We start from the raw sequence: 14,564 nt of genomic DNA on the forward strand, positions 1-14,564 counted from the left end.
AATATATGTTCAATCAGATAAAAAACTTAGCAGGGGGCGAATTGTACCTGATCAGCTCACTGATTATGTTCATGGTATTTTTCATTATCGTAGCCATTTACCTCCTTAAATTAAATAAAGGACACATTCAACTGATGAGTCAATTGCCAATCGAAGACAACCAAACCAATGAATATGAAGAAGATTAAATTACTGTTTTTACTTTCATGCTGGTCTGTAATTGCATTTGCCGATGAAAAGGCTGCACCTGTACCAACAACTTCGTCAGAGCCAAGTTTGTTGGGTTTAACAAGTTCTGAGTTATTAATTACAATGTCCTTACTTTTTATGCTGGTGTTGCTTTTTGTAACCATTACGCTGCTTAATGCTTTTAAAGTTATGTATCGTGAGCAGCTTAATCCAACACCTTTTACTGCCCCAGTTAAGGAGCCTAAGTTGGATTACGATAGTTGGTTGAAAACCAAACATAAAAAGGCTTCTATATGGACCAAACTTTTAAGTTTAAAGCCAATGGAGGAGGAGAAGGATTTGGAGATAGATCATGCTTATGATGGCATTAAGGAACTGAATAATCCAGTACCCACATGGTTTAATGTATTGTTTTTTGGAACCATGTTCTTCGCCGCAGGTTATTTGTTTTACTACCATATTGGTGGTTATGGAGATCTTCAGGATAAAGAATATGAACACGAAATGGTAAAGGCCCAGGAAGAAAAAGCTGCATATTTAGAAAAATCAGCCAATACAATTGATGAAAACTCTGTAAAGTTTGATAACACAGAAAGTGTTGTAAATGAAGGTAAAAATATATTTACAGGTAACTGTGTGGTTTGCCACGGTGATAAGGGACAAGGACTTATCGGTCCGAATTTAACAGATGATTATTGGTTGCACGGTGGTGGAATTAATAATGTGTTTAAAACCATTAAATATGGTGTACCTGAAAAAGGTATGATTAGCTGGGAGAAAAATCTAACACCAAAACAAATTAGTGCTGTAGCAAACTATATTTTAAGTCTGCATGGTACTAATCCAGCTGGAGCGAAAGCACCACAAGGTGAAAAATACGAAGAAAAGGATGTACAGGACAATGCCATGAAAGAAGATGCTACAAAAAAGTAATGAATCGAATAAAAGCAAGGGTAGAGAATTTATCTACCCTAAAAAACCAACAGGTAAATTATACAATTACCGTAAAGGGGTAAGTTATGTGTTGTTGGCGCTTTTATTTTCTTCACCTTTTTTAAAATTTAGAGGAGAACAACTTGTATTACTTAATTTTTTAGAACGCAAATTTGTTTTCTTTGGATTAATCTTTACCCCCCAAGATTTCTATCTTTTTGCACTGGCCATGCTAATCTTTATCATGTTCATTGTATGCTTTACAGTGGTTTTGGGCAGACTCTGGTGCGGATGGGTTTGCCCTCAAACCATCTTTATGGAGATGGTTTTCCGAAGAATTGAATATTGGATTGAAGGCGATGCCAATAAACAAAGAAAATTGGATCAGCAAAGCTGGAACACAGAAAAGATTGTTAAAAAGGGCAGCAAGCATTTTCTCTTTATGCTTATATCATTTTGTATTGCCAACACTTTTCTAGCCTATATTATCGGTTCAGATTTGTTAATTAAAATTATCACTGAGCCCGTTACAAGTCATCTATCAGGTTTTATATCTATTTGGCTTTTCACCTTTATTTTTTACGGCATTTTTGCTTATGTAAGAGAGGTAGTTTGTACTGTAATTTGTCCTTATGGTAGGTTGCAAGGTGTTTTGCTCGATAATCAAAGCTTAGTTGTAGCTTATGATTCTAGTCGTGGAGAGCCTCGTGGGCGCATTCAGAAAAATATTTCTAATACCCATTTGGGCGATTGCATTGATTGTGGTCTTTGTGTACAAGTTTGCCCAACCGGTATTGATATTCGTAAAGGTACGCAGCTAGAATGCGTAAACTGTACCGCCTGTATTGATGCCTGCAATGATGTAATGCTTAAAATAGAACGACCACCATCTTTAATTGGTTTTTACAATCAAGATTATATTCAGCATAAAAAACCATATAAAATCGGCTTAAAATCTTTAGGCTATGCTGCTGTACTTTTTGTGGTATTGCTTGTGTTTTCTTCCTTAATTTATAAAAGAGAAAATGTTCAAACAACAGTGCTTCGGGCTAGCGGTACATTATATCAAAATAGGGCAGATGGAAAGGTAAGTAATCTTTACAATGCAGAGCTGATTAACAAAACTAATAAAGCTTTTAAATTTCAGTTTAAACCCAAAAATGAAGGCGATGAAATTGAGTTTATTCAAAAAGCGACCGTACTGCCAAAAGAAGGTACTGTACAAATTACATTTTTCCTTATTCGCAAGCAAAACTACATTAAGGCTTATAAAAGCGATGCAGAGTTTGAAGTAATTGCCAATGGAAAGGTGTTAAGTAATGCTACAACTAGTTTTTTTGCACAGCCTGATAATTAAATAATTAAAGAAATGAATATGAACTGGGGAACAAAAATTGTGATGGGCATGGTTACTTTCATGCTATTTATCGTGGGGATGGTTATTTACATGTTCGTTGTACACGGAAGGGATGCACTTATAGAAGAAAATTACTATGAAAAAGGTATCAACTATAATGAAGAATATAACGCCAAACAAAATACAATAAACGATAACGCCCAACCAAATATTCAAATTAATAAGCAACAAATTATCATTAGCCTAAAAGATAGTGCAAGCTACAAACTAGTTTTAATGCGAGCTGCCAACAATGCCGATGACCTAAAGTACGAAGGGAATACCATTGGCGCATCCAATTTAATTTTAATAGATAGAAATAAAATGGGCAAGGGGCTTTGGTTTCTAAATCTTCAGTGGCAACTGGGCAAAAAAGAATACCAATTTAAAAAGAACATTATGCTATGATAAGCTATTTGCCTTTAGCGTTTATAATGGGCTTATTGGGCAGTTTACATTGCGCTGTAATGTGTGGCCCATTAATGTTGGGATTACCTTTTCAAAAAAATAAGCTAATAAATACTGCATTTCAATTATTGATTTACCAGTTTGGCAGGATCTTAATTTACACATCGTTAGGTTTCATTGTTGGTGCTTTAGGCAGTAGTTTAAGGGTTTTTAGTAACCAAAAAAGTCTTAGTATTTTAATTGGTGCTATTCTTATCCTTTTTACTATTTTACATTTAAGTGCAGCTTACCAAAAAAAGCTAAATGGCTTTCAGCTTATCCTAATAAAACCCATTAGTAAAATGATGGCTAAAGTTTTTAAATTGCCATTTTGGAGCTTTTTTGCCGGAATGCTAAACGGATTAATACCCTGTGGCATGGTATATTTGGCTTTGGCTACAGCTTTAAATACTTCAACTTTGAAGGGAGGGGGTACTTTTATGTTTTTATTCGGTTTAGGTACCACGCCGTTAATGCTGATGATTTCTCTCGGAGGCGTTTACTTGAAAAAATATATCCGCTTCAATACTCAAAAACTTATTCCCTGGTTTATGCTCTTTATCGGTATACTCTTTATCCTAAGAGCGTCAGATTTAGGCATCCCTTTCTTATCTCCAAATTCCGCCTCCGGAAATCATGGCTCAGTTGTTGAGTGTAGGTAGTTAATATAAAACCTCATTAAAGTGAGCTATAAAAAGATTATGTAAAATTTAAATCTTAATTAAAGACTTTGATTTTTGATTATTTTTAGTTGTAAAATAATATAATATTATAGATTTTATTATACAAATTAATAATACGAAAAACCTTATTATTGACTCGATTTATTTTTATAAGTAGTTGTGTATAAAATATATGATTAGGAAAGGCAAAATCACTTTTATCGATGAGGATAAGAGTGGTGTCATCACAGATGAGAACGAACAGGAAATTACTTTTTCCTTAACAGATTTTAAAAGTGAAGTTTGGATTGGGATGGATATTTATTTTAAAATCGAAATGAGCAAAACTGGTTTGGTAGCAAGCGCTATTGAACCTGTATAAACCTCTACCCATTTTAAGCTTAATTAAATCGTGTAAATAAATTATCCTCTTTTTGGGTTTATGAACGTGCGTAGCAATTTTTATGATAAGCTATCATATAAATTATTAATTTGCTGACGAAACCAAAGTAAAATTACATGATTAGAACCCTTATAATTGAAGACGAGCCCGCCGTTAGAAAAGAAATTATTTGGCTCCTTAAGCAAGAAAAGGATTTTAACCTGCTCGGTTCTGCAAACAATGTAAATGATGCCCTTACCTTAATTAATGCCACCCAGCCTCAACTGGTTTTAATGGATATACAACTTACCGATGGAACTGCATTTGATATTTTAAGCAAGGTTGAAAAAATAGATTTTCGTATTATATTTATTACTGCGTATAACCATTTTGCTATAAAAGCCATAAAATATGGTGCGCTGGATTATCTGCTGAAACCATTAGATGAGGCAGAACTTAAAACCGCACTTCAAAAAATTGCTGGTGAAAAAGGATTAAACGTATCAAAACAAAAGCAACAATTAGAAATTCTAGAAGCTAATAACCACAATGTGGATGGGCTAGAAAGTAGAATTGTGTTGCACACCCTAGAATATTTGCAAATTGTACAGCTAAAAGATATTGTTTACTGCAGAAGTGATGGCAGCTACACGCATTTTGTTTTAGCCGATGGACAAAAAATTACCATTTCTAAACCTCTTAAGTTTTATGATGAATTGTTGCCCGAAAAGTGGTTTCTACGTCCACATCAATCTTATTTAGTAAATATTACTTATATCGATAAGTTTTTAAAAGTTGGCGAGCTATTATTAAAAGATAAAACCGAAATTCCAGTTTCAGATCGTCGCAAAGAGTTTATTATTCAAAGGATTAGTCATTTAGGAACGTGAGAAAAGTAAGCATCTACTACCTATTAATAATCTTGTTTTTATTCTCCTGTAAAGATAAAGCAAGTAATATAACAGAAAGTACAACAGATCAGCACCTCAAAGCATTTAAGCAATCTGTAGATTCTTTAAAGAAAATACCTGATTTAAAAGCCCGACTTGCCTTTTGGAAACAAAAACAGGCAGATAAGCATTTTCAAGGAGATTCAATTCTTCAATCGAAAATTGAATATAATATTGCAGGTGTTTTTTATGGTCTTCATGAATCAGATTCCTTAAAAAAGCATATGGAATTGGCCTGGGCTTTTATGGATAATCAGCCTGGTCATTTTGATGATAAGGTTCTTTTATTTGCAGGTTTAGGCAATGCTGCTAATACCGAACACAAAATTCATCAGGCTAATTATTATTTCAATCAAGCGGGGCAGATGATCCTTGCAGATACCACCCTTGGTTTATCTGCAAAGCAAAAAGTAACCATTTTTTTTTCTGCAGCACAATCAAGCGAAAAGCTTTATCAGTTTAATAATGCTTTTAGCATGAATAGGGAAGCATTAAAATTATTGCCACAACTGCCTGAAGATTATGCCGCTCAATATCGGGCATACAGTCAAATGTCGCTTTGTTTTTATAAATCTGGTGGCAGTAAAGATTCTGTGTATAAATACATTTCCAAAATGGAAAAATTAAATCGCTTGCAGCCTGAAGAAACTGAAATTAAGTTTCTTTATGATCGTAAGTCTCTTTACTTTGAACAAACCGATCAAACAGACTCTTCCATCATTTATAATAGAAAGCGGCTTGTTTTAGAGGAGCAGGAAGAAGCTGAGAAGGGGGCATCAGCAAGAAGTGTAATTTCGGCAAATCTTTTCGGTGCTTATGTAGATTTAACAGCCTCATTTTTAAGAGATAAACAAGGTGATAGCGCAAAGTTTTACCTCGCGAAATGTAAAAACTTTATCCTTAAATATCCTAAATCCGGCGATGACCAAACCTTTTTAGGTTATCATCAAAATCTACTCTCTTATTATTTTTTAACCAGGCAATATAAACAGGCAGAAGAGGAGCAAGGCACCTTAATTAATTTATATAAATCTGTTTATGAAACAGAAAATGCCCGTGCCGTTGCAGAAATGACATCTATTTATCAGCTTCAGGCAAAGGATAAATCTATAAATACATTAAATCAAACAGTTGGAATTGCCCAGGGCCGCTTACAAAGCAATCGCCTTTTATTAGTTATAACCACGCTTGTTGCTTTATTAGGTTTAACTATTGCATTGCTTCTTTATTTTATTCAGCGGCAACGTAAGCTTAATAGCGAAACTGAAAAGGCGTTTTTAGAGCAACGGTTACTGCGTACTCAAATGGAACCTCATTTCATTTTTAACACACTATCTGCACTTCAAAGCTTTGTTAGGTTTGATGAAAAAGAAAAAACCTTAAAATATTTAAACCAATTTGGTCGCTTATTACGTAGCAGTTTAGAACTTTCAAGAGAGCGTTTAGTTCCGCTTAGTGAAGAAATTGCTGCATTAGAAAATTACCTTAGCTTACAGCAAATGAGGTATGATGATGCCTTTCAGTATGAAATAACGCAGCCAGCAAACGAAGATACCGCCGTTATAATGATTCCACCAATGTTGATGCAGCCATTTGTAGAAAATGCAATTATTCATGGTATTGATGCAAATAGTAAGGAGGGAAATATTTTTGTTGATTTTAAAATTGATGGTAAACTTTTAAATGTTTCTATACAAGATAATGGAAAGGGATTTGAAAATGAAAATCAAAAGTACGCTCAACATAAATCCTTATCAACAACCATTAGTAAGGAGCGCTTGCAAATTTTGGCCAAAGAAAGTGGATTGCCCGCAGGAATTATTATAAATAGTAAAACTAACGAAGGGACAGTTGTAGAGCTTTGTATCCCGTTCACAATAAATTATTAAAGTTTAAAGCGAATAATAAATACTTAAAGGCAGATAATAAACAGCCGGTGCCGAATAATAATACTGTAGTTTATTTTTAAAATATACTTCTAAATTTATTTTAGTCAATCATAAATCCCAGATGAAATTCTGCTGGTATAATTTTTCTAAAGTAATTATAATGAAAAGACAACCGGCAGTTTTTTGGATTTTAAGCAGTTTTTGTAGCTTATTTTTCTCGCTGTGGGCATTTATTTCATTAAACGAATGGTGGGTAGTGGGTATTAACAAAAATCTTGCAAACTACCATTGGGGCATAATTGCTGGAAGTGCCTGGTATTACGTAAACCCAAAAATATACTCAATAACTATGCTTACCGAGGGGGTGTTAATGTTAATTTGCTTACTGCCAGCAATTTATTTTATGATTAGCTACAATAAAACTAAGGCATATTATTGGTTTACACTATGTTTAATACTTCTAATTGTAATGCTTATTAGCGCTCAAATTACGCACCTATTTTAAAGTTTTATTAACCCTTTCCAAAGGGATTGGCTCAAAAAGTGGTTCAAAATTTATCTTTATTAGTGAAATCTTCGATGAAAACCTAGAGATATAAATTAAGAACCTTTATCATAACTATAGATTTTTCTTTTAAATATTCCCACCTAAGGTATTAGGTAGTTTGTTCTTTAATGACTTATAAAAAGAAAATATTTATGATAAAGGTTCTCTCAAAAAGCTATACTTTTTCTAATTCAGCTTTAATAAACGCTAATTCGTTTGCTGTTAAGTCGAAATTCATTGCACCTGCATTAGCAATTGCTTGCACTTTATTTCTTGCACCCGCCAAAACAATAGTAATTCCTTGTTGCATGGTTGTCCATCTTAATACAAGTTGAGCAACTGTTGCGTTTTTACTTTCAGCAATTGGCGTAATAACCTCTAAAAATGCTTTAACGTTTTTCAAGTTAAATTGATTGAAATAACCATTTCTGTGGTCATCATTTTTAAGCTTAACATCTTTAAAATATTTACCAGTTAATAATCCGCGTTCCATAGGACTATAAGCTATAATTCCCTTATTTTGCTCAATAGAGTAGGGCACTAAATCTTTTTCAATATTACGATTAAGCATACTATAAGAAACTTGATTAGAAGCAAGTGAAATATTTTTTTCTGCCTCTATCATTTGTTCTACACTATAATTACAAACACCTGCGGCTCTAATTTTACCTTGTTTAATAAGGTCATTTAGTGCTTCCATTGTTTCAGCAATTGGTGTAGTATCATCTGCCCAGTGTAATTGCAAAAGGTCGATATAGTCGGTTTTTAATCGTTTTAAGCTTTCCTCAACCTCTTTAATAATATTGTTTTTAGAGGTGTATTTATAAACAGGAATCTTTTTTCCATTTTCATCAAGATCAAAAAAATGTTCTCCTTTACCTTGATTGCTACCATCCCAAACCAAACCAAATTTGGTTAAAATTTGCACCTCACTTCTGTTTTTACCTTTTAAAGCATCGCCAATTAATTCTTCACTTAAACCTAGCCCATAAAAAGGAGCGGTGTCTAAAGTAGTTACGCCATGATCTATTGATGCATGAATAGCTTCGATAGAATCGTTTTTTTCATTTCCTCCCCACATGGTACCACCTATTGCAAAGGCACCATAAGTAATTGTGGAAAGTTTTAAATCTGTATTTCCTAATTTTCTATATTCCATTTGATGTATTTATTTAATGCCACAAAATTCTCGAAAAAATATGCGTCGCCATAATAACTTAAATCATGTTTAGGTATTATTAAAATAATAGGAAACAGGGAAATTTAGAAACTAGTCCAGATAATAATGTCTCAACTTTTGTAAGTTATCATCAAACTCATAAACCAAAGGTACACCCGTTGGAATTTCCAAAGTAGTAACTTCTTCATTTGTTAAGCCATCAATATATTTTATTAAGGCTCTTAAGCTATTGCCATGTGCCGCAATAATAATTTTCTGATCGCTTTGTAAGGCAGGCACAATCGTTTCGGTCCAAATGGGCAAAACGCGGGCAATAGTATCGCTTAGGTTTTCTGTTACTGGCAATTCAGCTTCTGTCAAAGTTCCATATCTCAAATCCGCTCCAGGGTATCTGGGGTCGTCTTTTTTTAGTGCTGGAGGTTCTTCATCAGGATCTCTTCGCCATTTATACACTTGTTCCTTACCATATTTTTCGGCAGTTTCAGCCTTGTTTAATCCTTGTAAAGCGCCATAAAAACGTTCGTTTAAGCGCCATGATTTTATCTCCGGTATCCACAAATGATCCAGCTCCTCTAACACAATGTGCAATGTTTTTATGGCTCTTTTTAATAAGGAAGTGAAAGCCAAATCGAAATTATATCCATTCTTTAATAAAATAGCACCTGCTTTTTTGGCTTCAATGTAACCGTTTTCAGAAAGATCTACGTCCGTCCATCCAGTAAATCTATTTTCGCGGTTCCACAAACTCTCGCCATGCCTAATCAATACTATTTTTTTCATCTTCAATGTAAATTGCAATCTCTAAATCAACAAAATGTAATATAGTATCATGTAAAATAAGTTGCAATAAAATAAATTTATATATTTGTTTTTCAGTTGTTTATGTTTTTTGTAGAAAAAAAGTGAACGTCAATATAATAATTGTTCAAAATTGATGTTTTATATAGAGTAGGTAATTATTATTGCTTGCAATCAACCCTAGTGAGTATTTCTTGATCGTATTTCTTAATATTTCATTATTAAGCTTAATCTCAAAAAGAGAAGTTTGATTTTGTATATATACTCATAAAAACAAAATTTCTTGTCTCAGTTAAAACAAGTCCAAAATTTGGGTTAGCTTAATCTGTGCTTAAAATATTGCCATATCAAAGTTTAAACTTAGTTTAATGATGTTATGGTGCTGTTACCGGTCAAGTGCTGTTTTTACCTAGGATTAGGGATGATCCAATTATGGTACTAAACACCTTGGCCTTTTTATTTCAAAAAAGAAAGTGGTTACATTATTAAAATACAACCACTTTTAAATTTATTTAGATAGTAATTTTTGGTGAATATGTTTGCCAGTCCTTTTTGCCATAACACCAGCAAAAAGCTTAAATAGAAACCCCTTATTTTTAAATACCTTACTTTTAATCATTTTTGATAAAAAATTTCCAATTAGGTTTTTTCTGTAAGCAATATTTTCAGTGTGTTTAATGTCACTGAAATTTCTATGCTTAAATCTTAAAATTTTATATTTCAGTAAGTTAACGCTGTCTTTTGGTATGGAGTGCTCTTTTTCTTTTATTTCGTTTTTTAATGTTTGTAATTGGTTGCAAAGGGATTTATGGTTTTTAATTTGGTACTGTTTATTCATAGGCTTTTATTAACGCTTCATTGTAGCAATTTTCTTTTATAGATGTATATGAAGATTAACAAAATTAGATAGACAAGGTTTTTATTAATTTGCTTAAAGTTAAAGCAAATTATATAACCCATTTTTTGGAAAGAATTTACTTAGCAACTTAATTTCGCCCTTTGGCTGATTATTTTTAGAGAAAATTCCATCCTTATTTGGAAAAGGATTTTCAACAGAAGGTAGATCTATAAGGTGATTACAATCTGTTATAGGTTGGTTGATAACTTGATTTTGTACGCCAGGTTTTCTTGTATTTTTCATCGTTCACATATTCTAAATAAAAGATTTGTTAAATGGCGCTTGATTTAGTTTATTAGAAATTAAATATTGTTGGACCTTTATAAACTCCATATTATGAATGGCCCTGATTGCAGATTTTAATGTTTCGCAACTCACACCAAGCTTCTCAGCCCAGTATTTACGGTCGCTTTCTTCAGCTACATCAATTAGTAGCATTTCTGTGTTGGTTGGGATGTGTTGTGGCTCCATAGCATTTACATTGGTACATAACAGAACAGCCTTGAAAGGGATTTGGTTTTGGCTTTTTTTTCTTTGACAAATTTATGATAAATTAAACTTGTTTGCTTTAAGTTGTTTGTTAACAGTTTGTTATGTGTTTGTGTTTTTAATGTTCAGCATCTATTTTAAAACCTTTTTGGGCATACAATAGTTTTAAGCATTATCTGTAAACAATTAATAAATTTAATATGAGCCTAGAAAAATATGTTGCCAAGAGGGATTTCTCTAAAACAACAGAACCAAAATCGGGGAAAATTAAAAATAATGGCAAATTATTATTTGTGATTCAAAAGCATGATGCATCGCGATTGCATTACGATTTTAGATTGGAAATGGATGGCGTATTAAAAAGTTGGGCGGTTCCAAAGGGCCCATCAACAGATCCTAAAACTAAGCGATTGGCTATGATGGTAGAGGATCATCCATATGACTACAGAGAGTTTGAAGGAATAATACCCAAAGGAGAATATGGTGGTGGAACCGTTATTGTTTGGGATGAAGGTACTTATGAACCTATTGAAAAAATAAAAGGTAAAAAAGCACAAGAGAAACACCTTTTGCAACAACTTAAATCTGGTTCTTTAAAAATAAACCTCCATGGAGAAAAACTTAAAGGTGAATTTGCCTTGGTTAAAACGCATGGAATGGGCGAAAACGGTTGGCTACTAATTAAGCATAACGATGAATTTGCTTCAACAAAGGACATAACAAAGTTGGATAAATCAGTTGTTTCAGGTAAAACCATTGAAAACATGGAAAAAACTTCTGAAAAAGTTTGGAAGGAAGGACATGAGCAACAGGTTAAACCAGAAAAAAAATCTGCAAAAGCAAAAAACACTAAGGAAACTGAGCATGTAGGCGAGAGTGAACAAATTGATGTAAAAGCGCTATTAAAAAAGTTACCGAAAGCATCAATGCCTAAAAAGTTGAAGCCCATGCTCGCCACACTTGTTGATGAGCCTTTTGATGATCCTGATTGGCAATATGAAGTTAAATGGGATGGTTATAGGGCTTTAGCATATGTGAATAAGGGAAATGTAGATCTGCAATCACGAAATGATAAATCTTTTAACGATAAGTTTTATCCAATTTATGATTTATTAAGTAACTGGAAAATAAACGCAGTGCTGGATGGGGAAATATTGGTGCTGAATGAAAAGGGAATTTCGAACTTTTCAGCTCTACAAAACTGGCGTAGCGAAGCCGATGGAGAATTGGTTTTTTATGTTTTCGATTTACTTTGGTATGATGGCAAAGACTTAACAGATTTACCCCTTAACCAGCGACAAGCAATTTTAAAGAATATTTTGCCTTTGGATGATGACCAAATTAGATTAGGAAAAGTTTTTAAGGCAAGTGGTATAGATTTTTTTGATGCAGCAGAAAGAATGGGACTTGAAGGAATAATTGCGAAGAAAAGTAGTAGCCTTTATGTCCCAAATCAACGATCAAAAGATTGGCTTAAAATTAAAGTACACAAAAGGCAGGAAGTTATTATAGCTGGTTTCACAAAAAATGCCAATACCAGTAAAAGCTTTAGTTCTTTGCTGCTTGGTGTTTTTAAAAAAGGCGTTTTGGAATATGTGGGTAAGGTAGGAACGGGCTTTTCAGATCAGTTGCAAAAAGAAATGATGAAACAGTTTGAACCTCTTATCATTGATGAAAGCCCTTTTAAGGTGCTGCCTGATGTGAATAAACCTTCCCGTTTCAGACCAAATCCTCCAAAAGCTAAAGCTACCTGGCTTAAACCTGAACTAGTTTGTGAAGTTGCATTTACGGAAGTGACAGAAGATGGAGTATTTCGACATCCATCTTTTAAAGGGATGAGAATTGATAAAAAAGCCAAGGAGGTGGTGCTGGAAACAGAAAAATCAACAAATGAATTACTGCACAATAAGGAAAATAAACATAATGAGGCTATTAAACCCCCAAAAGGAAAGCAACCAAAAACCTTGCTTAACCCTAAAGATGAAACGCAAGTACGTAAAATAAAAGGTCATGAACTAAAGTTTACAAACCTCAGCAAAGTTTACTGGCCAGAAGATAATGTGACGAAAAGAGATATGTTTAATTACTATTATCAAGTTGCTGATTATATTTTGCCATACTTAAAAGATCGACCTCAGTCTTTAAATCGTTTTCCAGGTGGCATCCACGGACCAAGTTTTTACCAAAAGGATGTTAAAGGAAAGGCACCAGAATGGGTTAAAACTTTCCCTTACGAAACCAGTAAAGGAGAGGAAAAGGAATATTTGGTGGGGGCAGACGAAGCAACGCTGATGTGGATGGCAAGCTTAGGCTGCATTGAGATGAATCCATGGTTTAGCAGAATACAAAGCCCCGATAACCCCGATTATTGTGTAATAGATCTTGATCCGGATAAAAACACTTTCAACCAGGTGATTGAAGCTGCATTAGAGGTTAAAAAGGTTTTGGATGCAATTGATGTACCGTGTTTCTGTAAAACTTCCGGATCAACCGGAATGCATATTTATATCCCGATGGATGCAAAATATAGTTACGATCAAAGTCAAATGTTTGCGAAAATTGTAGTAAATCTGGTTCATAATCAAATTCCAAAATTTACTTCTTTGGAAAGAATGATTTCTGCGAGAAAAGGAAAAATGTACCTCGATTTTTTGCAAAATAGGCCAGGGGCAACCATTGCTGGTCCTTACTCACTCAGACCGAAAATTGGTGCCACGGTTTCAATGCCTTTGCATTGGGATGAAGTAAAACCTGGCTTGAAGATGAAAGATTTTAATATTTTTAATGCAATAGCACGTTTAAAACTCGAAGGAGATTTGTTTAAGGGTGTTTTAGGAAAAGGAATAGATTTACAAAAAGCAATTGCCAAAGCAAAAGCAACATTTGGCTAACTTTGAAACTCTGTGGCTGCCTGCGGTTGGATAATAACAAATTTTATTAAATCAAATTCAGATTTAATTTTCTCTCTAACCCTTTCAATCGCATCCGTTAAATCTTTTGTATCAAGTTCGGGCTGAAAGGTTAAAATCAGCATCAACAGAATTTCCTTTGGAGATTGATAAGTAGTGAGTATGCTTACCACACTTACAACATCTTCATCAGCCTCTGCAATGGTTTTAATTTTTTGCTGGGTTTCGGGTGTAACCCCTTCGCCCATTAGTAAACTTCTACTTTCTCTAGCTAAAATAAAAGAAACAAAAACTAGTAAGGTTCCCACTAAAACAGATGCAAGTCCATCCAGAAATGGAAGGTTAAATGCATGACTGAATAACATTAAAACAAAAACAATCAGTAAGCCTAAAATTGCTGCTCCATCTTCAAATAGAACAAGAAAACCTGATGGATCTTTACTTTTTATTATGGCTTTCCACCAAGAAACACCATTTCTGGTTTTATTAAATTCTTTTAGGGCAACAATAAATGATGCGCCTTCAAACATAAAGGATAAACCTAAAACAACATAATTCCAGGTAGGATTGCCTAATACTTCTGGATGGCGAATGTGGGCAATACCCTGAGAGATGGAAACGATTCCACCTAATCCAAAAATCATTATGGAAACAATAAAAGACCAGAAATATAATTCTTTACCGTAACCAAAAGGGCGATATTGATCTGCAGGTTTTTGACTTCTTTTTAAACCATAAAGCAATAAAATTTGGTTACTCGTATCAACAGTAGAATGGATTCCTTCAGCAATCATGGATGAACTATTCGTAAATCCGCCAGCTATAAACTTGGTAAGTGCAATAAGTAAGTTAGCAGCTAATGCGCTATATATTGATTTGTTGGCTCTAGCCATAG

The 14,564-nt window shown here is 33.8% G+C and carries 16 protein-coding genes; 10 read left to right on the forward strand and 6 right to left on the reverse strand.

The features are described from left to right. Nucleotides 1-5: 5 nt before the first annotated feature. The 9 genes from EHC72_RS05385 (at nucleotide 6) to EHC72_RS05425 (ending at nucleotide 7,353) form a co-directional block, all read left to right on the forward strand. Entirely contained in the window at nucleotides 6-188 is a 183-nt protein-coding gene (locus EHC72_RS05385; protein ID WP_131536646.1) for a hypothetical protein, read from the forward strand. Beyond that, nucleotides 175-1,122 carry a cbb3-type cytochrome c oxidase N-terminal domain-containing protein gene (locus tag EHC72_RS05390; protein WP_246029382.1) on the forward strand — a complete coding sequence of 316 codons (948 nt, stop codon included), beginning with the start codon at nucleotides 175-177 and terminating at the stop codon, nucleotides 1,120-1,122. The genes EHC72_RS05385 and EHC72_RS05390 overlap by 14 nt, the downstream gene beginning before the upstream one ends. After that, nucleotides 1,106-2,479, forward strand: a complete 1,374-nt coding sequence (gene ccoG / locus EHC72_RS05395; protein WP_131536647.1) for a cytochrome c oxidase accessory protein CcoG — start codon at nucleotides 1,106-1,108, stop codon at nucleotides 2,477-2,479. The genes EHC72_RS05390 and ccoG overlap by 17 nt, the downstream gene beginning before the upstream one ends. 18 nt (nucleotides 2,480-2,497) lie before the next feature. Next, a complete protein-coding gene (locus EHC72_RS05400) occupies nucleotides 2,498-2,926 on the forward strand; it encodes a FixH family protein (protein ID WP_165585768.1) in 429 nt (142 codons plus the stop codon). Then, nucleotides 2,923-3,627 carry a sulfite exporter TauE/SafE family protein gene (locus EHC72_RS05405; RefSeq protein WP_131536649.1) on the forward strand — a complete coding sequence of 235 codons (705 nt, stop codon included), beginning with the start codon at nucleotides 2,923-2,925 and terminating at the stop codon, nucleotides 3,625-3,627. The genes EHC72_RS05400 and EHC72_RS05405 overlap by 4 nt, the downstream gene beginning before the upstream one ends. Before the next feature lie 193 nt (nucleotides 3,628-3,820). Beyond that, nucleotides 3,821-4,009: a hypothetical protein gene (locus EHC72_RS05410; protein ID WP_131536650.1), complete on the forward strand. Its 189-nt coding sequence runs from the start codon at nucleotides 3,821-3,823 to the stop codon at nucleotides 4,007-4,009. Nucleotides 4,010-4,146: 137 nt separating this feature from the next. Continuing rightward, nucleotides 4,147-4,899, forward strand: coding sequence for a LytR/AlgR family response regulator transcription factor (locus EHC72_RS05415; RefSeq protein WP_131536651.1), 753 nt, complete (start codon nucleotides 4,147-4,149; stop codon nucleotides 4,897-4,899). Further along, nucleotides 4,896-6,848, forward strand: a complete 1,953-nt coding sequence (locus EHC72_RS05420; protein ID WP_211660280.1) for a sensor histidine kinase — start codon at nucleotides 4,896-4,898, stop codon at nucleotides 6,846-6,848. Before EHC72_RS05415 ends, EHC72_RS05420 begins: the two co-directional genes overlap by 4 nt. A gap of 160 nt (nucleotides 6,849-7,008) precedes the next feature. Continuing rightward, complete coding sequence (locus tag EHC72_RS05425; protein WP_131536653.1) at nucleotides 7,009-7,353, forward strand: hypothetical protein; 345 nt, start codon at nucleotides 7,009-7,011, stop codon at nucleotides 7,351-7,353. A 217-nt stretch (nucleotides 7,354-7,570) separates the two neighbouring features. On the opposite strand, the gene EHC72_RS05430 is transcribed toward EHC72_RS05425, so the two are convergent. The 5 genes from EHC72_RS05430 to EHC72_RS05450 form a co-directional block, all read right to left on the reverse strand. Beyond that, the gene (locus EHC72_RS05430) at nucleotides 7,571-8,554 is read right to left on the reverse strand and encodes an aldo/keto reductase (protein ID WP_131536654.1); all 984 of its coding nucleotides are present in this window, start codon (nucleotides 8,552-8,554) and stop codon (nucleotides 7,571-7,573) included. A gap of 111 nt (nucleotides 8,555-8,665) precedes the next feature. Then, a complete protein-coding gene (gene gpmA, locus EHC72_RS05435; protein WP_131536655.1) occupies nucleotides 8,666-9,355 on the reverse strand; it encodes a 2,3-diphosphoglycerate-dependent phosphoglycerate mutase in 690 nt (229 codons plus the stop codon). A gap of 526 nt (nucleotides 9,356-9,881) precedes the next feature. Then, nucleotides 9,882-10,211: a hypothetical protein gene (locus EHC72_RS05440; protein ID WP_131536656.1), complete on the reverse strand. Its 330-nt coding sequence runs from the start codon at nucleotides 10,209-10,211 to the stop codon at nucleotides 9,882-9,884. 99 nt (nucleotides 10,212-10,310) lie between these two features. Next, nucleotides 10,311-10,514, reverse strand: a complete 204-nt coding sequence (locus EHC72_RS05445; protein ID WP_131536657.1) for a hypothetical protein — start codon at nucleotides 10,512-10,514, stop codon at nucleotides 10,311-10,313. A gap of 12 nt (nucleotides 10,515-10,526) precedes the next feature. Further along, nucleotides 10,527-10,742 carry a DUF3606 domain-containing protein gene (locus tag EHC72_RS05450; protein ID WP_131536658.1) on the reverse strand — a complete coding sequence of 72 codons (216 nt, stop codon included), beginning with the start codon at nucleotides 10,740-10,742 and terminating at the stop codon, nucleotides 10,527-10,529. Between the two features lie 218 nt (nucleotides 10,743-10,960). Between EHC72_RS05450 and ligD the strand changes: the two genes are divergently transcribed. After that, nucleotides 10,961-13,651 carry a DNA ligase D gene (gene ligD, locus EHC72_RS05455; RefSeq protein ID WP_131536659.1) on the forward strand — a complete coding sequence of 897 codons (2,691 nt, stop codon included), beginning with the start codon at nucleotides 10,961-10,963 and terminating at the stop codon, nucleotides 13,649-13,651. Here the strand turns inward: ligD and EHC72_RS05460 are convergent. Next, entirely contained in the window at nucleotides 13,648-14,562 is a 915-nt protein-coding gene (locus EHC72_RS05460) for a cation diffusion facilitator family transporter (RefSeq protein WP_131536660.1), read from the reverse strand. The two genes, ligD and EHC72_RS05460, sit on opposite strands and share 4 nt — an antisense overlap. Nucleotides 14,563-14,564: the final 2 nt, after the last annotated feature.

The sequence above is a fragment of the Pedobacter nototheniae genome, assembly GCF_004335085.1.
Taxonomy (GTDB): Bacteria; Bacteroidota; Bacteroidia; order Sphingobacteriales; family Sphingobacteriaceae; genus Pedobacter; species Pedobacter nototheniae.